Here is a 19,424-nt window from a genome sequence, read left to right on the forward strand (position 1 = left end):
CAAAATGACGCCTTTTGAAGCAGCCACGCATCACGACCCTTATGTTTACTATGCACGTCTCAGACAACAGGGAGGTCTGTTCTTCGATGCGGATCTGCGCTTATGGATTGCGAGTGGGGCCAATGCGGTCGAGGCGATTCTGGGGCATCCCGATTGTCGGGTGCGTCCGCTGCACGAGCCCATTCCCCCGGCAATTGCACAGGGCGCCGCCGGACTTGTTTTCGGTCGGTTGATGCGTATGAACGAAGGGGCGCAACACCGGTGCCCCAGGATGGCGATTGAGCCCGCCCTGGCCTCCATTGAGTTGGATGGCATCGCCGACATTGTGTCACGTGTGGTCACGACACTTGAAAACTCGCTTGAAACTACGGACGAGTTGATGTTCACGTTGCCCGCGTGCGTCATTGCCTCCTTGATAGGCCTGCCATCCTTGCGCATGCGAGAAGTCGCGAAGCTGACACGGGATTTTGTCGGCTGCCTATCGCCACTAAGCGATGAAACGCAGCTCAATAAGGCCCATTCCGGCGCTATTCACCTAAGCCAGATATTCAGCGCGCTGCTGAATGACGATAAAACTGATAGCGCCTTGTTGACTCGCATCCGCAGCGAAAGCAAGGCCGCTGAATGGGCAGATCAGGAAGCGTTGATTGCTAACCTGATCGGCTTGATGTCACAGACCTTCGAAGCCACCGCGGGCTTGATTGGTAACACCCTCATAGCGCTCCATCGCAATCCTGACCTGATTGAAGACGGGGAACCGACTCCGATGCTCGTCGCAGCACTGGTGGCCGAGGTAGCGCGCTTCGACTCGCCCGTGCAAAACACCCGGCGATTCGTTGCGAAGCGATGCACGATTGGCGATAGCGTCCTGGAGGCGGGGGATACCGTTCTGGTGTTACTCGCTTCAGCCAACCGAGATCCCTGCCTGAACCCAGACCCCGACAGTGTGTTGCTCAAGCGAAGCAATAGACGAACCTTCAGTTTCGGCTCAGGACGACATGAATGCCCAGGTCAGCAACTGGCGTTGACGATCGCCTCTGAAGCGATATTGGCGTGGTTGCAATGCGAGTCTTTCCCCTCTGCTCGATGCTATCGATGGAGTTATTTGCCGTCCCTTAATGGACGCATACCTAAATTCCATCCCGCTCAGGAAGCTCAGCAATGATCGCCGTTATTTTTGAAGCCTGGTTTGGCCTGGCGTCACTATTTGTCCAGTCGCTGCCACGACTCTGAACGCTCACGGCCATCGATGAATAAACGAACCACCATTCCTGATGAAGACTCTCCATGGCCCACCACCTGATCCTTCGCGACGCCAATGAAAACGACATGCCTGCGGTGCTGGCGATCTATGCCCATCACGTGATTCATGGCTCGGCCAGTTTCGAATTGGAGCCACCGCCCCTCGAACAGATGTGTCAACGGCGCGCCGATGTCTGTGCCCATGGCCTGCCGTTCCTGGTGGCTGAGCGCGACGGGGAATTGGTCGGTTATGGCTACGCTTCGTTGTATCGACCGCGTCCGGCCTACCGTTTCACGGTCGAGGACTCTGTCTACGTCCGCGAGGACATGTCTGGTTTGGGCGTTGGGCAGGCGCTGTTGAGCAGGGTGATCGAGCGTTGCATCGAGGGCGGCCGCTGGCTCGACACAGTGATCATGCAGCGTGAGTCAGGCGAAGGGGCCGGCAGCACGCCTCATGGTTAGCTCGGGTGTCCGATCCTTGGGTATGGGGACGGCTGATGACACATCGCCGGCGTCCTTTCTGATCCGAAACCACCATCGAAACTTTTCAAGGCGGGTGAAAACGACCCATTACGACTTCGACAACATCATTTCCTAAGTGATTGATTCTGGTTTTGTTTTAGGGTTAAATCAGCACCTGCTTTTGCATTTCCCATGCCCCGATGGTGAAATTGGTAGACACATCAGACTTAAAATCTGCCGCCGCAGGGCGTGCCGGTTCGATTCCGGCTCGGGGCACCATCTTGATCAAGGGTTTGCTGGCGAACGCTAACGCAAACCCTTGTTTGTTCCGGCTCCGTCAATGGCTGTCCGTTGCGTCGTTACTCCTGTTTTTCATCTCCGTTGATGTCTGCCTTGCGTCGATCGATGCCGTCAGGGTTGCCGACATTGATCAGTCTTCTTTCCAGCAGAATGGTTTGCAATGCCTCGCGGTCTGACGGGGTCATTTGATGCTCTCGCTCCTTGAGTTCAAGCAGGATCGGGCTGGACCACTGGCGATAGGTTTGTTCGGCATTACGGGTGGATGACATCGCTTCCTCCATGGGCTGATTTCTGCCAATCAAGACGCCTCGGTTCACTACGCAAAGTGACCCTAGCCGAGGAAGGCCATTGTTGCCAATGCCTCACATCGGACGGGCCCAATGCCCGGGCTTGCGAGAACTTTGGAAGAGTCGAATCACCGGTGGCATGCTTGCCCAGGCCATTCGTCACGGCCTGAGGAAAGCCGCAGGTTGGTGGAGTCCTTCAAGCGCATGTCACTGCACGCATCAAACACTGGGCCGACGGGTTCAGCCCAGTGCTGTTGCCTCTCTAGACAAACGCTTGCCCATGAAACCCCCGGGGTAGCCGTTGCATTCCAGCCATGGCGGTGAGTCGCTCGATCCAGGCCTGGCGCCAGTCATTGGGCGCATGAACGGTTTTTGCCTTGCGAGCGGCGCGACGGGCCGTGTTGCGTTCGTTCTTGCGCGCCTCTTTGTAAGCATCGGTATTGCGACAGCTTCTGCATTTGACCCGATTCAGTTCTCCGGTGGAGGTGAGGTTGTTGCCCTTGTGTCAGCAGGCCAGATGCCCGCTGATTTTGAAGTGGGTGACCATCTGAACGCCTCCTTCGTGGCGTGGTTATCATTGGACAACCCTGTATTGCTGATGTTCGCCGCTCTGGGGCGCAAAAAAATCCCAGCACCTGGCTGGGTTTTTTGAGGGGGGGGAAGGATCAGGCAGGCACACGCGCGGTGACGATAACGTCGCCGGTCATGCGTCCTGCGTCAGGGCGTGTCGGGGCATCGGTGTCCGGATCAGAATCATCTGAACCGTGGCAGAGGCGGCTCGACTGGCCGCAGCGACGACAGGGTGTTGCGGATCAGGGGCGTATCCTTCTCGATGTCGTTCAGCCGGTCACGGATCCTGAGGGCAGTCGGGTGCCCGCCTTGATGATCGACCCAGTCGGCGATTTCCTTGCAAGCTGCAGCCAGGCGAACCTGGCGGGAGTCGAGCAGGGTGAGCAGGGTGGTGATGGACTCTTTTTCGGACATGAAAACACCTCCGTTGAAGAAACCTGAGGATTGGCAGTAAAAAGCCCGCCGCAAGCGAGCTCTACCGATGGTGCGCTAATCCTTCAGCACTGTTTCAGTATAGACCCGTAACCGGTTGGCGAATGTTCGTCAGCCTTGCCGGACCGTCATTTGTGATCGGGCATTGAGTTGTCGGCAAACGTGTTGGGCATCGTGTTCAAGATCGTAACCGTCCCCGATAAAGCCATTGGTGCGAGTATCGGCGATGCGGTACCAGACGGTGGCGTCAGCGGGTTGATGCACGGTTTCTCCAGCCCGGCGTCCATGGATGATGATCTTGTTGCAGCGCTTGACGACGAAAATGTCTTCCATGGCTTCACCGCAGCTGATTCGTGTACAGATCAACTATAGAAGCCATTTGCAATCGTGCAAAAAATAGGCGGGTCAGTTCGTCGGTTCAGACGCCAGTTTCTCCAGCAACATCGCCAGCGCGACTTCCTCGGCCCGCAGGCCTTTACGCATCCTCGGCCTTGGCAGTTGCGCCAGCGCACCGAGGGAAAAACCCTCGAGCACCGCCGGGTGGATGTAACACTTGCGGCAGACCGCCGGGGTGTTGCCCAGCTGCCGGGAGACCTCTTTGACCATCGCCACCACATGCTGCTTTGCCTGTGACTCGGGTTGCCACTCGAGCTCGCGCAAAACCGCCAGGGCCAGCGCGCTGCCGGCCCAGGTGCGGTAATCCTTGGCGGTGAAGTCGGCACCGGTCAGGGTTTGCAGGTAGGTGTTGACGTCGGCAGAAGTGATCGTGTGCCGCTCTCCGTTTTCATCGAGGTATTGGAAAAGGTTTTGTCCGGGAATCTCCTGGCAGCGCTTGACGATCCGCGCCAGCCGCCGGTCCTTTACGGTGATCTGATGCTCGATGCCACTCTTGCCGCGAAACTGGAACAGGATCGCACTGCCGTTGATCTCCACATGCCGGTTACGCAGGGTGGTCAGGCCATAGGAGCGGTTGTCCCGCGCGTACTGGGCATTGCCGACACGGATCAGCGTCGCATCGAGCAGGGTGATGACCGTGGCCATGACCTTGTCGCGACTGAAACCTGGTGCTGCCAGCAAGGCTTCCAGCTGCTTGCGCAGCTTCGGTAGGGCCAGGCCGAAATCCCGCAGGCGCGCGTATTTGTCGGTGTCGCGCACCTCGCGCCAGCGCGGGTGATAGCGGTACTGCTTGCGCCCGCGGGCGTCGCGGCCGGTGGCTTGCAAGTGCCCGCGCGGATCCGGGCAGATCCACACGTTGGTGTAGGCCGGTGGCACCGCCAGGGCGTTGATGCGTTGAATTTCCTCCGGGTCGACGATGCGCTGGCCTGAAGGCTCGAAATAGCAGAACTTGCCGCGCAGTTTGCGCCGGGTAATGCCCGGCTGGGTGTCATCGACGTAGTGCAGGTCTCGGGGCAGTGCATCGGGCATGGCGATTGTCCTGGGCGAGGGGGCGTTACAGCCATTGACCCCACGCCGCGGCAGTCGTGCCCCCGCCCCGACCTTATAACGAGTTACGCCAGTACCGCCACGGCCTTGATCTGCGCCCACAGGCGTTGGCCCGGGTGCAGGTTGAGGTGATCCCGGGAATAGCGGGTGATACGCGCCAGCAACGGACTGCCGGCGGCATCCAGGCGTACCAGCACATGGGCGCTGTTGTCGGCCGCCATTTCACTGACCACCGTGACCGGCAGGCGATTGAGGATGCTGCTTTGCTCGTCGCCGTGCAGGCTCAGGCTGACATCCCGCGCCTGGACCTTGCAGCGTAATGCCTGGCCTGCGGCCATCGGCGTGTGGGCCACGCGAATGTTCAGGTCGGTGTCGGGCAGCTGCAACGTCAACAATTGGTAGTGGGCGTCGTAGGCCGCGACATGACCCTGGATCACCACACCGGCGTCGTCACCCAGCGCCAACGGCAGGTCGAGGCGTGCCAGGGTCTGGCCGATGGGGCCGCTGGCCAGCGCCTGGCCGTCGCTGAGCAGGACGATATGGTCGGCCAGCTGCGCGACTTCATCCTGGGAGTGGCTGACATAGAGTACCGGGATCTCCAGCTCATCGTGCAGGCGTTGCAGGTAAGGCAGGATTTCACTTTTGCGCTGCGCGTCCAGTGCGGCCAGCGGTTCGTCCATCAACAACAATGTGGGGCTGGTGAGCAGGGCGCGCGCCATGCCGACGCGCTGGCGTTCGCCGCCGGACAGGTGCTGCGGATGCCGATCGAGCAAGTGGCTGATGCCGAGCAGCTCGGTCGCGTGGGCCATGTCGACCCGGCGCTGTTGCCGGGGAATGCGCTTGAGGCCGAACTGCAGGTTGGCCAGCACCGACAGATGAGGAAACAGGCTGGCTTCCTGAAAAACGTAACCCAGGGCGCGCTTGTGCGGCGCGACAAAAATCCCCTTGTCGCTGTCTTGCCAGACTTCATCGTTGACCTGGATAAAACCCTGTCCGGCCCGTTCCAGGCCCGCAATGCAGCGCAGGCAGGTGGTCTTGCCAGACCCTGAGTGACCGAACAGCGCCGTCACCCCACGGCCGGGCAACTGCAGGTCGACATCGAGGGCGAACCCCGGATAGCTCAATTTCAGACGCGTGTGAATCATCGATCAACTCCAGCCCGTTTTGGTTGACCGTCTGGAGTACAGCGCCAGCAGCACCGCGAAGGAGAACACCAGCATGACGCCGGCCAGCCAATGGGCCTGGGCATATTCCATGGCTTCGACGTGATCGTAGATCTGCACCGAGACCACTCGGGTCTTGTCGGGGATGTTGCCGCCGATCATCAGCACCACGCCGAATTCGCCGACCGTATGGGCGAAGCCGAGGATGGCCGCGGTGATGAAGCCAGGTCGCGCCAGGGGCAGGATGACGCTGAAAAAACTGTCCCAGGGGCCGGCGCGCAAGGTCGCGGCCACCTCCAGTGGGCGAGTGCCGATGGCGGAAAATGCGTTCTGCAGCGGCTGGACCACGAACGGCATCGAATACAGTACCGATCCGATCACCAGGCCTGCGAAACTGAACGTGAGGGTGCCCAGGCCCAGGGATTGGGTGAGCTGGCCGACAAAGCCGTGGGGGCCGAGCGCCAGTAATAGATAGAAACCGATCACCGTGGGTGGCAGCACCAGGGGCAGGGCGACGATCGCCCCGACCGGGCCTCGCAGCCAGGATTGGGTGCGCGAGAGCCATAACGCCAGCGGAGTGCCAACCAGCAACAGGATGACGGTCGTCAGCGACGCCAGTTTCAGCGTTAGCCAGATGGCGGAGAAGTCGGCACTCGTCAGCGACATTTAGATTTGGTAACCATAGGACTGGATGATGGCAGCGGCTTTTGGTCCCTTGAGGTAGTCAACCAGTGCCTTGGCGGCCGGGTTGTCCTTGCCCTTGTTGAGGATGACCGCGTCCTGTTTGATCGGGTCGTGCAGGCTGGCCGGCACGATCCACGCCGAACCGCTGGTGATCTTGCCGTCCTTGTAGACCTGCGACAGGGCGACAAAGCCCAGCTCGGCGTTGCCGGTGGACACGAACTGGTAGGCCTGGGTGATGTTCTGGCCTTCGACGATCTTGTCCTTGACCTTGTCGGCCAGGCCCTGCCTGGCCAGGACCTGGGTGGCTGCCAGGCCATAGGGTGCGGTTTTCGGGTTGGCGATCGACAGATGCTGATACTTGTTATCGGCCAGCACTTTGCCCTGGGTATCGACGTAACCTTCCCTGGCCGACCACAGTGCCAGCGTGCCGATGGCGTAGGTGAAGCGAGAGCCCTTGACGGTGTCGCCTTCGGCTTCAAGTTTTTGCGCGGTGGTGTCGTCTGCCGAGAGGAACACTTCGAACGGCGCGCCATTCTTGATCTGGGTGTAGAACTGGCCGGTGGCACCGAAGGCCGTGACCAGCTTGTGCCCGGTGTCCTTTTCGAAATCGGCGGCGATGGCCTGGATCGGCGCGGTGAAGTTGGCAGCGACAGCGACCTGCACCTCGTCCGCCTGGGCAGAGCCGAAGGCGAACACGGCGAGCAGGGTCGCCAGGCAGGTGGGGGCAAAACGTGAGGCACAAGTCATGAAGCGGCTCCGTCGAAGGCACATGCTGCAAGAAGGTCAATCGCTATATATCGGAATATATAGCGAAATGCCGCTGAACGGAATGCGTTGCAACGCGGTCATGGCGAGTGAGGGTCTCACCCGCCATAACCATCAGCGTTGAAGCAATTTCGCCAAGCCGTCCTCAGCCAGGCGCCGGGTCAGTTCAGCGCTGCTCGACTCGACCCCCAGGGTAAAGGCCTGGCCTGCCCAGAGATTGCTGAAGTCGGCTTCGCCTTTGGCGCGCAATGGCATCAATGCACCGCCCGCGAGGGGGAAACTTGGCGCCTGGGCGCTCATCGGTCCGAGCTCGCGCATCACCCGATTGAGGATGCCCCGTGCCGGGCGACCGGTGAAAATATTGGTGAGCGCCGTCTCGCTTTCCCTGGCAGTGCGCAACGCCTTGTGATGCGAAGCACTGACCTTGGCCTCTGGCGTGAACAGATACGCCGTGCCCACTTGCACCGCCGATGCCCCCAGCATGAACGCCGCCGCCACTCCCCGCGCATCGGCAATGCCGCCAGCGGCAATCACCGGTACGTTCACCGCATCGACGACCTGTGGCACCAGGGCGAACGTACCGACCTGGCTGCTCAGGTCTTCACTGAGAAACATGCCCCGGTGCCCGCCGGCTTCGTAACCCATGGCGATGATGGCGTCGCAGCCGTGCTGCTCGAGCCAGAGGGCTTCTTCGACCGTGGTGGCCGAGGACAGCACTTTTGCCCCGGTGGCTTTCACTCGATCCAGGAGGGATTTTTCCGGCAGGCCAAAGTGGAAACTCACGACCTCCGGGCGCAACGCTTCGACCACTGCGCAGGCCGCCTCATCGAACGGCGCGCGGTTGGAGACTGGTGTCGGCGCGTCGAAGTCGGCACCCAGTTCGCGATAATAGGGTTGCAGCAGTTTCTTCCAACCCTGGGCGCGTTGCTCGTCGAGCGTCGGCGGTTGATGGCAGAAGAAGTTGACGTTGATCGGACGCTGGCAGTGTTGACGAATGTTCTTGAGCTCGTCACGCAATTGCTCGACGCTCAACATCGCGGCCGGCATCGAGCCGAGACCGCCGGCGTTGCTCGCCGCGATGACCATGGCAGCGGTGGTGGCGCCGGCCATGGGGGCCTGGATGATCGGCAGTTCGATCCCGAGCAGGTCAAGCAAACGAGTATCTGGCCATTGGCTCATTTCAGCGGTACTCCGTCGTTGATAGCGGTCCATCATATTGGCTTAAAGTCGAGTACGGGATTTTTTTGCGATGTGGTATTTAAATCACACCCCAACAGGTGATCTCACCAGGAGGCAGCGATGTTCCAAGGTATTTTGATCGATAAAGACGAAAGCGGTTACCGGGCCACACTGCAACAGATCAATGAAGACCAGTTGCCTGAGGGCGATGTGACGGTGCGTGTGGCGTACAGCACGCTGAATTTCAAGGATGGCCTGGCGATCACCGGCAGCAGCCCGGTGGTGCGAAAATTCCCGATGGTGCCGGGGATCGATCTGGCAGGGACCGTCGAAGTCAGCGGGCATCCGGACTACAAGGTCGGTGACAAAGTCCTGCTCAATGGTTGGGGGGTGGGTGAAGGGCATTGGGGCGGGCTGGCGCAGAAGGCCCGCCTGAAGGGCGAGTGGCTGATTGCGCTGCCCGAGGCATTCACTGAGGCGCAGGCAATGGCCATCGGTACGGCAGGCTACACGGCGATGCTGTGCATCATGGCGCTGGAACGCAACGGTGTGACACCCGAGCAGGGCGAAGTGCTGGTCACCGGGGCCAACGGCGGTGTCGGCAGTTTCGCCATCGCCTTGCTGAGCAAGCTCGGCTATCGGGTGGTCGCTTCCACCGGGCGCCTGTCGGAGCACGAATACCTCAAGCAACTGGGCGCCGGCGAAATCATCGACCGCGCCAGCTTGTCCGAGCCGGGCAAGCCGCTGGCCAAGGAACGTTGGGCTGCAGTCATCGACTCCGTAGGTAGCCATACCCTGGCCAACGCCTGCGCCAGTACCAAATCCGAAGGCACCGTGGCCGCCTGCGGTCTGGCCCAGGGCATGGATTTTCCAGGCTCCGTCGCACCCTTTATCCTGCGCGGCGTGACCCTGGCCGGGATTAACAGCGTGACCCAACCGAAAGCCCGGCGTGTAGAGGCCTGGGGGCGTTTGGCCAAGGACCTGGACTTTGCCCTGTTGCCACTGATCAGCCACGAAATCGGTTTGAGCGAAGCGATCGAGGCTGCGCCGCGCCTGCTGGCGGGACAATTGCGGGGGCGGGTGGTGGTGGATGTGAATCGCTGATCAGAAACGGGGGCGGCCGCACCACATCAACCTCCATTCACGGCTTTTCCCGCTCCAGCAATTGCCGCTTGCGCTCCACCCCCCAACGATACCCCGACAGATTGCCATCGCTGCGCACCACCCGGTGGCAGGGGATTGCGACCGCCAGGCTGTTGGCGCCACAGGCTTGTGCCACGGCGCGAACCGCTTTGGGCGCGCCGATGCGTTGGGCGATGTCGGCGTAGCTGGCGGTGCTGCCGGCGGGAATTTCCCGTAGCGCTTGCCAGACCCGTTCCTGAAACGCCGTGCCGCGCACATCCAGCGGCAAGTCCAGGCCCAGGGCCGGTGCCTCGATGAAACCCACGACCCTGGCGATCAACTGTTCGAAGGCCTGGTCGGCGCCGATCAGATTGGCGCGGCGAAACTTGTCCTGCAGGTCGCAAACCAGTTGCTGCGGATCATCCCCAAGGAGAATCGCGCAAACGCCTCGCTCGCTTTGCGCCACCACAATCGCGCCGAGGGAGCACTGGCCAACCGCAAAACGGATGTCATTGTTTTGCCCTCCGTCACGGTAATCGGTGGGCTTCATCCCCAGCACCTGATCCGCCGCCTCATAGAACCGGCTGTTGGAATTGAAGCCGGCATCGTATAACGCCTCAGTGACCGAGCGACCATCCGCCAGCCGCTCGCGCACCCGGCGCGAACGGTGGGCCGCGGCATAGCCTTTGGGCGTCAGGCCGGTCACGGACTTGAACACCCGATGGAAGTGAAAGCTGCTCAGGCCTGCCGCTTCGGCCAGTTCGTTCAGTGCCGGCAGCGCCTCGGCGCTTTCGATTTGGCGGCACGCGGCGGCCACGGTGGCAGCATGTTGTGTGGCGACAGCGCTTTGATCCGTGGCCGCGCGCTTGCTTGGGCGATAACCCGCGGCCTGGGCCTGTTCGGCGTTGTCGAAGAATTCGACATTCTGCGGTTTCGGCAAGCGCGAGAGGCTGCTGGGGTTGCAGTAGATCCCGGTGGTCTTCACTGCGTAGACAAACTGTCCGTCCGCTTGTGGATCGCGGGCGAGCACCGCGGCCCAGCGTGGATCATTCTCGGTGCTGATGGTTGTCGGTTGGCTTGTCATGGCTTTACGTCCGTTGTCCCGTTTGCCGCAGATTAACCGCCGGCCAATCTGCCCACACTCCGGCGCTTGCGGTCAAACTCCACGGCATCATCGAGCGGTTCGAAACGTGAAGTTGATCCGCTGTTCGCCCAGGCGTGGGTGTTGGCCAGCCTTGATCGGCAGAACGCCGTGATAACGCAAGCGATCCACGCCACCCCAGACCACGACGTCGCCGTGCAGCAGCGGTACCCGTTGGCTTTTGTCGCTGCGCGCGAAGCCGCCGAACAGGAACATCGCGGGCAATCCCAGGGATACCGAAACGATAGGCGCAGCGTAGGACTTTTCGTCCTTGTCCTGATGTAAGGACATCTTCGCCCCGGGCACATAGCGATTGATCAGGCAGGAGTCCGGCACGAAATCGGCAAACCCTGCCGCCAATGCCGCCGCCTGCGCCAATTGAAAAAACACCTCGGGCATGGACGGCCAGGGCAGGCCGGTCTGCGGGTCGTCGCGGGTGTAGCGATAGCCGCTGCGGTCGGTGGTCCAGCCCCATGTTCCGCAACTGCTCAGGGCAACCGACATGGTGAAGCCCCCAGGGGTAACCATTTGCCGGAAAGGTGCCGCCGCCAACACGGCGTCCAGTGCCGGCAGCACACGCTCCAGCCAGGGCAGGGTAAAGCCCCTGAGGACGTAGGATTGTTCGCCGATCTGCTCGCACCGAGGTTGCTGTTCGGGTTCTGCGTCGGCAAACAGGTCAAGGTTGATCGGGTTCATGGAGCTCATGATGCGTCGTGAAAGATGATCCCAAGGGTATGCCGTTTTCCGCTGTGCAGGCGACTGACGCCGTGGCGCAGGGTTACCCGATAGTAACCGCGCACGCCTTTGACCGGGCGCTGGTTGACCGCGAAGATCAGGCCGTCGCCTTTTTTCAGACCGATGACCTGTGGGCGCGACTGCATGCGCGGGCGCTGCTCGGTCAATACGAACTCACCGCCGGTGAAGTCTTCTCCCGGCTCCGACAGAAGAATCGCCACCTGCAAGGGGAAGACGTGCTCGCCATACAGATCCTGGTGCAGGCAGTTGTAGTCCTGGGGGCCGTATTGCAGCAACAGTGGCGTAGGACGTTGCTGGCCGGCGGCGTGACAGCGCTCGAGGAAGGCCGGGTGGCTGTCGGGAAACCGGCTCGGCAGGTCCATTTGCTCATGCCAGCGATTGGCAATAGGCACCAGCCGTGGGTACAGCGCACTGCGCAGGCGGGCCACCAGCGGCGGCAAGGGATAGTCGAAATACTTGTACTCGCCACGGCCGAAACCGTGGCGGGCCATGATCACCTGCGAGCGAAAGGGTTCCGCCTGGCCGTACAAGGCGCTGATTTGATCACAGGCCTTGTGGCTCAACAGCGACGCGATAACCGCGCAGCCGTCCTGATCGAGTTGCTGTTCCAGCAGGGGCCAGTCCAGCCTGTCCAGATATTGCTCGCTCATTGCCGTGCCCTCAGGTTATCGAGGTGGCCAGACTAAGAGGCGTAACGAATGTGAACACTCCGACGCTTGCGCTCGAATGTCGGCAGGAAGCAGACGTCCCTGTTCACTGCGGGCAATGTTAGAGCGCTTTGCTGACACTGATGTCGCTGATCACGTCGTCGCCCTGCCCATGAAGGGCATCCAGCGCGGCTTTGGCTTCCTCTGCAGTGCCATTTTCCAACTGGGCAAATTCGAAGCGGCGTTCGCCATTGAGTTTGTACTTGATGACGTATTTGGTCGTCTGGGCCACGGTCATACCTGCCTGTGTGCGGAGTGAGGCGCTGCTCAGCTCAGTTTCGAGCTGGAGCGGCGGATGATCTTGATCGAATGCGTCAGGGTCGGCTTGCGCGTCACACTGATCGGCCGGCGGTTCACCGTGTCGATGGTGATGTTCCAGAACCCGGTGCTCGGCGCCGTGATGCGGGCCGGGAAGGTGTCGAATGCGCCGCCGTGGTAGGTGTGACGACCGCCATTCTTGAAGCTGCGGAAGTTGGCGTCGTTCATCAAGCGTATGTTGCACGTCTGCGAGCATTGAATGACGACGATGTCGTCTTCGTTGAGGTGCTCGCGCTGGTGGATAAATTTCATGAGGCGCCTCCAGAAGGGCTTTTTCTACAAAATCAAAACGATAGCATGGTCGATAGGCGCAGTTTATCAGCCCTGAGGCGTTATTATCCGGCTGTGCGGGCCCTCAGGGGCAATAAAAAACGCAGATTGCCCACGCCAATGAAGAAAAAACCACCGCGGTTTGGAGAAAACCCGGGTTTGAGCTGTCGGAGGGTCTTTATCGGAGGTTTCGTATGAAGTGGGGCATCTTGGGCTTGCCGTGGGTTTTGGCAATCAGTGGTTGTGCAAGTGTTTCGGAGATCAACGAGACCTTGCCGACCATGAATGTGATTTCAGGCAAGAAGCCCCATGAGTACGCCCAATGCCTGAGCGAAATACTCGCCGAGAGCCGAGGCGCCTTGCAAATTGAGGAGCAGAAGGACGGGGTGCGGGTGATCGTGCCACAGAAGCTTTCATCGGGTCCCGCCGCGGTATTTGATATCGAGGAGCGCTCCGGCGGCAGCAGCATCAAGCTGCATGAGCGTATCTCCAACGTACCGCTTCGCCCCTTCGACGTTCGCGATGCCGCCACGGCGTGCATTTCCGGCTGATAGAATGTCGACTGTCAGCACCGATGCCGTCAAAGCAAGGCTTTGGCGGCATTGTCATTTCTGGAGTCGAGCATGAAGCGAGAGAAGGTACGGGAGCGGCACGCAGAGGGCCATATCTGCGCCACCCATGTGATTCAGAACCCGGCGAATCCGGGGGAATGGATCGTGTTTTTCAAAAAAAGCGCCGGACGCAGTTTTTTCCTTGTGGACGATAGCGACGAAGTCGAATCCTTCGACAGTCTCGACGCGCTGGTCGAGACCGTGCGCGGCCTGGGGATCAAGTTCGCGGAAATCCACATGTAAGTCGCTCGGCCCTTATTTGCAGACCACCACGACGCTACGGTTCTTGTAGTTGCCAACGTCGACGCCCAGGGTCTTGTCGCTTTCCTTGGAGGCGGGCGTGCCGTCAGTGCCGACAATCCGGTAGCCAGTGCCGGCGCAGGAAGCCTCGGCCTTTTCGTAACAGGTCGCCCAGGAATTGGCCTCGCCGGAACAGTCGATGGCCAGGCCTTGTTCGCCATTGTTCAGGTAAGTGGTCTCGGAGGTGGCGCAGCCAGTGAGGGCCAGCAGCGCTATCAGCGGCAGAAATTTGGTCATGTCGTTGTCGTCGTCAGGAGTAGGGGCAATGCCTGTGACAGCGCGGGCGGCAAAAGGTTATAGCGAAAGGCCACTTCTTGCAGGGATTGCCAAAAAAAGCCCTGCACTAGGGCAGGGCGTCGGGCCTGGATCAGTTCTTGTCCTTGCCCCGTCGTTTGGGTGCCGGATGTTCCAGTTGCAACACCGATGCCACTTCGATCGCCATGGCTTCGGACGGGAAGGGCCCGGCAATGTTCTCGCCGCCAACGCCGGCTACCCACCACTGGCCGTCTTTGGCGCTGATCAAATACCCGTTGACGCTTTTTGCTTCTGACATCTATTTGCCTCGCTGGCTGGTTCAAGGGCGCCATGATACCGCCAAATGCACCGTTCAGGTGCCGATGGGCGCACGGTGGTGCGCCTGCCCCCGGGTTGACTTGTCGTGCAAGTCTGGCGGACTCTGCTATCAATAACAGGCTGCTGATCCATTCGCGGTGCTCGCTGCGGAACTAACGGCGAGAATATTTCTCTATGATGGCATCGGTTAGCCAGTGCGGGGCATTGTAAGGTGTACGCCGCCTGATTAGACTGCGCCGAAACTCGTACACACAGCCCTTTCAAGGACTTATATGATCAAGAAATGCTTGTTTCCAGCAGCCGGTTACGGCACTCGCTTCCTGCCAGCGACCAAAGCCATGCCCAAGGAAATGCTGCCGGTGGTAAACAAGCCACTGATCCAGTACGGCGTCGAAGAAGCCCTGGACGCCGGCCTGACGGAGATTTCCATCGTCACCGGTCGCGGCAAGCGCGCCCTGGAAGACCATTTCGACATCAGCTACGAGCTGGAAAACCAGATCAAGGGCACCGATAAGGAAAAGTACCTGGTCGGCATCCGCAAGCTGCTCGATAACTGCTCGTTCTCCTACACCCGCCAGACCGAAATGAAAGGCCTGGGCCACGCGATCCTGACCGGCCGTCCGCTGATCGGCGACGAACCCTTCGCCGTGGTACTGGCGGACGACCTGTGCGTCAACCTCGAAGGCGACGGCGTACTGACCCAGATGGTCAAGCTGTACAAGCAGTTCCGCTGCTCGATCGTGGCCATCCAGGAAGTCGACCCGCAAGAGACCAACAAGTACGGCGTGATCGCCGGCGAGATGATCCGCGACGACATCTACCGCGTGCACAGCATGGTCGAAAAACCAAAACCTGAAGATGCGCCATCGAACCTGGCCATCATCGGCCGCTACATCCTGACCCCGGACATCTTCGACCTGATCGAACAGACCGAGCCAGGCAAGGGCGGCGAAATCCAGATCACCGACGCCCTGATGAAACAGGCCCAGAACGGCTGCGTGATGGCCTACAAGTTCAAGGGCAAGCGTTTCGACTGCGGCGGCGCCGAAGGCTACATCGACGCGACCAACTTCTGCTTCGAGAACTTCTACAAGACGGGTAAGGCTTACTGATAGCGCCTTGGCTGCTTGTATTGAAAAACGATCTTCACAAGCTGTAATAAAGCGGATGAAGGTTTAAATAGACGCCCCGACTTGATCGGGGCGGTTGTTTTTGTGGGGCCTGACTTGTTGGCGATGGTGTCCTTAAGGCCGTTTTTTCGCTTGTGGCTGTACCCGATCTACCATGGGAGCGTGCCTGCTCGCGATGGAGGTCGGCGATGACGCGGGGAGCCTGACACCCCGGGTGCCCTCAGGTATTTCGCGAGCAGGCTCGCTCCTACCGGACCCGCTCACGGCGCAGGACCTCCACTCGGCTGCTCGATGGAGCTGCCCCCAATTCAAAAGGCCGAACGAAGGCTTTGCACAACGCTTGCTCAGCCGCCGTCCGCAGGTATGCTATTGGCCTGCCGAGGAGATTGAAAATGGCCTACGATTTTGACCTTTATGTGATTGGCGCCGGTTCTGGCGGTGTGCGGGCGGCTCGGTTTGCTGCCGGTTTCGGCGCGAAAGTGGCCGTGGCCGAGAGTCGCTACCTGGGCGGTACTTGTGTGAACGTCGGCTGCGTACCGAAAAAGCTGCTGGTCTACGGCGCGCACTTCGCCGAGGACTTCGAGCAGGCATCGGGGTTTGGCTGGAGCCTCGATGAGGCGCAGTTCGACTGGGCGACGCTGATTGCCAACAAGGACCGCGAGATCAATCGCCTCAACGGCATTTACCGCAACCTGCTGGTCAACAGTGGCGTGACGTTGCACGAAGGCCACGCCAAGATCGTCGACCCGCATACCGTCGAGATCAATGGCGAGCGCCACTCGGCTAAAAACATCCTGATCGCCACCGGCGGCTGGCCGCAGATTCCGGAGATTCCCGGGCACGAGCACGCGATCAGCTCCAACCAGGCGTTTTTCCTCAAAGAGCTGCCCAAGCGCGTGCTGGTGGTGGGCGGTGGTTATATCGCCGTCGAATTCGCCGGGATCTTCCACGGCCTTGGCGCCCAGACCACGCTGCTGTACCGCGGCGAACTGTTCCTGCGCGGCTTCGACGGGTCCGTGCGCAAGCATTTGCAGGAAGAGCTGACCAAGCGCGGCATGGATCTGCAATTCAACGCAGACATCGAGCGTATCGATAAGCAAGCCGATGGCAGTCTGAAGGTGACGCTCAAGGATGGCCGGCAGCTGGAGGCCGATTGCGTGTTCTACGCCACCGGTCGGCGGCCGATGCTGGACAATCTGGGGCTGGAAAACACCGGGGTGAGGCTCGACAAGAAAGGCTTCGTCGAGGTGGATGACCTGTACCAGACGGCCGAGCCTTCGATCCTGGCCTTGGGTGATGTGATCGGTCGGGTGCAGCTGACGCCCGTGGCGCTGGCCGAAGGCATGGCGGTGGCGCGACGCTTGTTCAAGCCTGAGCAGTATCGCCCGGTGGACTACAAGATGATCCCGACGGCGGTGTTCAGCCTGCCGAACATCGGCACTGTGGGCCTGACCGAGGAAGAGGCGCGGGACGCCGGCCATGAAGTGCAGATCTTCGAAAGCCGCTTCCGGCCGATGAAGCTGACCCTGACCGAATGCCAGGAGCGCACGCTGATGAAGTTGGTGGTGGACGCCCAGACCGACAAGGTGCTGGGCTGTCACATGGTCGGTCCGGAGGCTGGCGAAATCGTCCAGGGCCTGGCCATCGCCTTGAAGGCTGGCGCCACCAAGCGCCACTTCGACGAAACCATCGGCGTGCACCCGACGGCCGCCGAAGAGTTTGTCACCCTGCGTACACCGGTCGGCGGTTAATCGTCTTTGGCTGCGCCTGGCGCTGCTGCAACGGCAGCTGCCAGGCGAACGCTTTCTTCCAGGTCCGCCTGGGCTTTCAGCAGTTCGATCTCCAGTGACTTGTTGACCTGCGACTGCTCCTCGACGCTTTGTTTGAGTGCCTGGCTTTCCAGCATGGCGACGCGCAGGCGTTCCTGGAGGAGGGTGCGTTCGCTATCGACGCGAGTGGCCTGGTCGAGCAGTTGATCCTGGCGGGTATTGCTTTGCTTGAGCTGCTCTTGCAACAGGCTCAGCTCACGCAATGTGCCGCGATTCTCGGTCAGCAGGCGTTCGTTGTCGCGGTGCAACTGGGTAATTTCGTCCTGGCGCACCAAGGCGCTTTGCTGTGCCTGGCGCAACTCCATCTGCAGTTGCTGCACCTGACCTTCGTGGCGGTGTTGCTCTTGCTCGCGCTGCTCCTTGACCGCATTGCGATAGTGCTCAAGGGCGTCTCGGCTATGCAGGTGTTTCTCTTCGAGCGAGCGAATCTGCTCGTCCTTGTCTTTCAAGCGCAGTTCGAAATCCGCCAGTGCCTGGCTCAGCCCGGCATTGCGGGTTTGCTCGCCCTGAAGCTGTGAGCGCGTGGTTTGCAGTGCCTCGGATTCCTGGGTCAGTGCCAGGCTTTGCAGTTCGTAGTGCTGCTGCAATTGCGTATTGGCTTGCTCGGCTTGATGCAGCTGGGTTTCCAGCGCCTTGCGTTGCTGCTCGTACTGTTCGCGGGCCTGGTCGATCGGTTCCTGTGCCTGCTCCTTGAGTCGTTGCGCCAGGCGCGTCACCAGGGCCAGCAATTCGTCGTCGATCGGCTCGGACGGTGTCTCGTCAGTGTCCGGGGTGCTGTCCTCGAGCTCCTTCATATAGCGATGGATCGTGGTTTTCGAACCGGTATTGCCCATTTCGATGCGCACGGCATCGATGCTCGGGTTTTCGCCACGGGCAATGATCGCCAACCGCGCCGCTTGCACCACTTGTTTATTCACGCCGACACGGGCCATGAGAACTCCTGCGTTTTTACTGTGTGGTACGTACCACGTATATACACATTGTACCATCCTTTGGATTACGCTGGATATCCGATTAACCTGATACGGGATATACTGGTATTACCCCATGTGATGAGGGTTTTGCGGTTCTTTGGTCCGCAAAGGCAGTACGCATTAGAGAAGCGAGCCCATGACCGAGCTGGACCGTTACCTGCAAGCCGCCACGCGCGACAACACCCGCCGCAGCTATCGGGCGGCCATCGAGCATTTCGAGGTGAATTGGGGCGGGTTCCTGCCAGCGACCGGCGACAGTGTGGCGCGCTATCTGGTGGCGCATGCGGGTGTGCTGTCGATCAACACCTTGAAGCTGCGTTTGTCGGCGCTCGCGCAGTGGCACACCAGCCAGGGTTTTGCCGATCCCACCAAGGCGCCGGTGGTGCGCAAGGTGTTCAAGGGCATTCGGGCGTTGCATCCGGCCCAGGAAAAACAGGCCGAGCCGCTGCAACTTCAGCATCTGGAGCAAGTGGTGGCCTGGCTCGAGCTGGAGGCGCAAACCGCCAGGCAGCAAGGGGATCGACCTGGATTGCTGCGTGCCCGGCGTGACATGGCGTTGATCCTGCTGGGTTTCTGGCGTGGCTTTCGCAGCGATGAGCTATGCCGCGTGCAGATCGAGCACGTGCAAGCGAGCGCGGGTTCTGGCATCACGCTGTACTTGCCTCGCAGCAAGAGCGACCGGGAAAACCTCGGCAAAACCTACCAGACTCCCGCGTTGCAGCGCTTGTGCCCGGTGCAGGCCTACATCGACTGGATCACCGAGGCCGCGCTGGTTCGCGGCCCGGTGTTCCGAGGCATCGACCGTTGGGGGCATTTGAGCGAGGAGGGCTTGCACGCCAACAGCGTGATCCCGTTGTTGCGCCAGGCGTTGGGGCGCGCAGGCATATCCGCCGAGCACTACACCAGCCACTCCCTGCGCCGCGGTTTTGCCTCGTGGGCACATCAAAGTGGCTGGGATCTGAAATCGTTGATGAGCTACGTCGGTTGGAAGGACATCAAATCCGCCATGCGCTACATCGAAGCCAGTCCGTTTCCCGGCATGGCCCGTCTCGCGGAAAAGCCTGTGGAGCCGTAAATTCGGTTTGCTTCTATTAATACCGTTGGCTAATAGCGAAAGCCAATCAGCGGCATGAGGTTTGCCAATGAGCCAACCGTCCGTCGAGTGG

The 19,424-nt window shown here is 60.5% G+C and carries 23 protein-coding genes, 1 tRNA gene and 2 pseudogenes; 9 read left to right on the plus strand and 17 right to left on the minus strand.

The features are described 5' to 3' along the window. The first annotated feature begins 4 nt into the window (after positions 1-4). The 3 genes and pseudogenes from BKX96_RS07585 to BKX96_RS07595 all read left to right on the plus strand — a co-directional run bounded on the left by BKX96_RS07585 (position 5) and on the right by BKX96_RS07595 (position 1,983). Positions 5-1,165: a cytochrome P450 gene (locus BKX96_RS07585; protein ID WP_077183267.1), complete on the plus strand. Its 1,161-nt coding sequence runs from the start codon at positions 5-7 to the stop codon at positions 1,163-1,165. A gap of 122 nt (positions 1,166-1,287) precedes the next feature. Next, positions 1,288-1,623, plus strand: a pseudogene (locus BKX96_RS07590) (GNAT family N-acetyltransferase); the annotation flags it as partial. Positions 1,624-1,898: 275 nt separating this feature from the next. Continuing rightward, a tRNA-Leu gene (locus BKX96_RS07595) sits at positions 1,899-1,983 on the plus strand. A gap of 80 nt (positions 1,984-2,063) precedes the next feature. On the opposite strand, the gene BKX96_RS07600 is transcribed toward BKX96_RS07595, so the two are convergent. The 9 genes and pseudogenes from BKX96_RS07600 to BKX96_RS07640 all read right to left on the minus strand — a co-directional run bounded on the left by BKX96_RS07600 (position 2,064) and on the right by BKX96_RS07640 (position 8,527). Then, a complete protein-coding gene (locus tag BKX96_RS07600; protein WP_046820097.1) occupies positions 2,064-2,273 on the minus strand; it encodes a hypothetical protein in 210 nt (69 codons plus the stop codon). Positions 2,274-2,553: 280 nt separating this feature from the next. Beyond that, a pseudogene (locus tag BKX96_RS07605) lies at positions 2,554-2,838 on the minus strand (hypothetical protein). A gap of 206 nt (positions 2,839-3,044) precedes the next feature. Further along, positions 3,045-3,275, minus strand: a complete 231-nt coding sequence (locus BKX96_RS07610) for a hypothetical protein (RefSeq protein WP_046820095.1) — start codon at positions 3,273-3,275, stop codon at positions 3,045-3,047. Between the two features lie 129 nt (positions 3,276-3,404). Beyond that, positions 3,405-3,626 carry a hypothetical protein gene (locus BKX96_RS07615; protein ID WP_077183269.1) on the minus strand — a complete coding sequence of 74 codons (222 nt, stop codon included), beginning with the start codon at positions 3,624-3,626 and terminating at the stop codon, positions 3,405-3,407. A gap of 72 nt (positions 3,627-3,698) precedes the next feature. Beyond that, complete coding sequence (locus BKX96_RS07620; protein WP_046820093.1) at positions 3,699-4,718, minus strand: DNA topoisomerase IB; 1,020 nt, start codon at positions 4,716-4,718, stop codon at positions 3,699-3,701. A gap of 83 nt (positions 4,719-4,801) precedes the next feature. After that, the gene (gene modC, locus BKX96_RS07625; protein ID WP_046820092.1) at positions 4,802-5,881 is read right to left on the minus strand and encodes a molybdenum ABC transporter ATP-binding protein; all 1,080 of its coding nucleotides are present in this window, start codon (positions 5,879-5,881) and stop codon (positions 4,802-4,804) included. A 3-nt stretch (positions 5,882-5,884) separates the two neighbouring features. Then, positions 5,885-6,565, minus strand: a complete 681-nt coding sequence (gene modB, locus BKX96_RS07630) for a molybdate ABC transporter permease subunit (protein WP_077183270.1) — start codon at positions 6,563-6,565, stop codon at positions 5,885-5,887. Next, entirely contained in the window at positions 6,566-7,330 is a 765-nt protein-coding gene (gene modA, locus BKX96_RS07635; protein ID WP_077183271.1) for a molybdate ABC transporter substrate-binding protein, read from the minus strand. 132 nt (positions 7,331-7,462) lie between these two features. Then, positions 7,463-8,527: an NAD(P)H-dependent flavin oxidoreductase gene (locus tag BKX96_RS07640; protein WP_077183272.1), complete on the minus strand. Its 1,065-nt coding sequence runs from the start codon at positions 8,525-8,527 to the stop codon at positions 7,463-7,465. 120 nt (positions 8,528-8,647) lie between these two features. Here BKX96_RS07640 and acuI point away from each other — a divergent pair, with 120 nt between their 5' ends. Further along, on the plus strand, positions 8,648-9,631 hold the full coding sequence (gene acuI / locus BKX96_RS07645) for an acrylyl-CoA reductase (NADPH) (protein WP_077183273.1): 984 nt from the start codon (positions 8,648-8,650) through the stop codon (positions 9,629-9,631). 37 nt (positions 9,632-9,668) lie between these two features. Here acuI and ada read toward each other — a convergent pair whose 3' ends face one another. The 5 genes from ada to BKX96_RS07665 all read right to left on the minus strand — a co-directional run bounded on the left by ada (position 9,669) and on the right by BKX96_RS07665 (position 12,823). After that, a complete protein-coding gene (gene ada / locus BKX96_RS07650) occupies positions 9,669-10,733 on the minus strand; it encodes a bifunctional DNA-binding transcriptional regulator/O6-methylguanine-DNA methyltransferase Ada (protein WP_077183274.1) in 1,065 nt (354 codons plus the stop codon). A gap of 87 nt (positions 10,734-10,820) precedes the next feature. Next, entirely contained in the window at positions 10,821-11,486 is a 666-nt protein-coding gene (alkB, locus tag BKX96_RS07655; protein WP_046820086.1) for a DNA oxidative demethylase AlkB, read from the minus strand. Positions 11,487-11,491: 5 nt separating this feature from the next. Then, positions 11,492-12,196 (minus strand): 2OG-Fe(II) oxygenase, encoded by a 705-nt coding sequence (locus BKX96_RS07660; RefSeq protein ID WP_046820085.1) that lies wholly within the window; start codon positions 12,194-12,196, stop codon positions 11,492-11,494. A 118-nt stretch (positions 12,197-12,314) separates the two neighbouring features. Next, the gene (locus BKX96_RS32815; protein ID WP_162837850.1) at positions 12,315-12,485 is read right to left on the minus strand and encodes a hypothetical protein; all 171 of its coding nucleotides are present in this window, start codon (positions 12,483-12,485) and stop codon (positions 12,315-12,317) included. 35 nt (positions 12,486-12,520) lie between these two features. Next, a complete protein-coding gene (locus tag BKX96_RS07665; RefSeq protein ID WP_008065357.1) occupies positions 12,521-12,823 on the minus strand; it encodes a DUF1883 domain-containing protein in 303 nt (100 codons plus the stop codon). Positions 12,824-13,035: 212 nt separating this feature from the next. Here BKX96_RS07665 and BKX96_RS07670 point away from each other — a divergent pair, with 212 nt between their 5' ends. Further along, positions 13,036-13,392 carry a hypothetical protein gene (locus BKX96_RS07670; RefSeq protein ID WP_077183275.1) on the plus strand — a complete coding sequence of 119 codons (357 nt, stop codon included), beginning with the start codon at positions 13,036-13,038 and terminating at the stop codon, positions 13,390-13,392. A 72-nt stretch (positions 13,393-13,464) separates the two neighbouring features. Next, positions 13,465-13,695 carry a hypothetical protein gene (locus BKX96_RS07675; protein ID WP_046820083.1) on the plus strand — a complete coding sequence of 77 codons (231 nt, stop codon included), beginning with the start codon at positions 13,465-13,467 and terminating at the stop codon, positions 13,693-13,695. Positions 13,696-13,707: 12 nt separating this feature from the next. Here BKX96_RS07675 and BKX96_RS07680 read toward each other — a convergent pair whose 3' ends face one another. Together BKX96_RS07680 and BKX96_RS07685 are read right to left on the minus strand one after the other, a co-directional pair. Beyond that, the gene (locus BKX96_RS07680) at positions 13,708-13,989 is read right to left on the minus strand and encodes a lipoprotein (RefSeq protein ID WP_046820082.1); all 282 of its coding nucleotides are present in this window, start codon (positions 13,987-13,989) and stop codon (positions 13,708-13,710) included. Between the two features lie 130 nt (positions 13,990-14,119). After that, positions 14,120-14,305 (minus strand): hypothetical protein, encoded by a 186-nt coding sequence (locus tag BKX96_RS07685; protein WP_046820081.1) that lies wholly within the window; start codon positions 14,303-14,305, stop codon positions 14,120-14,122. Positions 14,306-14,597: 292 nt separating this feature from the next. On the opposite strand from BKX96_RS07685, the gene galU reads away from it, so the two are divergent. After that, positions 14,598-15,437, plus strand: coding sequence for a UTP--glucose-1-phosphate uridylyltransferase GalU (galU, locus tag BKX96_RS07690; RefSeq protein ID WP_008065368.1), 840 nt, complete (start codon positions 14,598-14,600; stop codon positions 15,435-15,437). Positions 15,438-15,847: 410 nt separating this feature from the next. Then, positions 15,848-17,206 carry a glutathione-disulfide reductase gene (gene gorA, locus BKX96_RS07695; protein ID WP_046820073.1) on the plus strand — a complete coding sequence of 453 codons (1,359 nt, stop codon included), beginning with the start codon at positions 15,848-15,850 and terminating at the stop codon, positions 17,204-17,206. Here the strand turns inward: gorA and BKX96_RS07700 are convergent. After that, positions 17,203-18,216, minus strand: coding sequence for a DNA-binding protein (locus BKX96_RS07700; protein ID WP_046820072.1), 1,014 nt, complete (start codon positions 18,214-18,216; stop codon positions 17,203-17,205). The genes gorA and BKX96_RS07700 overlap by 4 nt on opposite strands. Positions 18,217-18,394: 178 nt before the next feature. On the opposite strand from BKX96_RS07700, the gene BKX96_RS07705 reads away from it, so the two are divergent. Next, entirely contained in the window at positions 18,395-19,333 is a 939-nt protein-coding gene (locus BKX96_RS07705; protein WP_077183276.1) for a site-specific integrase, read from the plus strand. The last annotated feature ends 91 nt before the right edge of the window (positions 19,334-19,424 follow it).

Source organism: Pseudomonas putida (genome assembly GCF_001976065.1).
GTDB classification, from domain to species: Bacteria; Pseudomonadota; Gammaproteobacteria; order Pseudomonadales; family Pseudomonadaceae; genus Aquipseudomonas; species Aquipseudomonas serbica.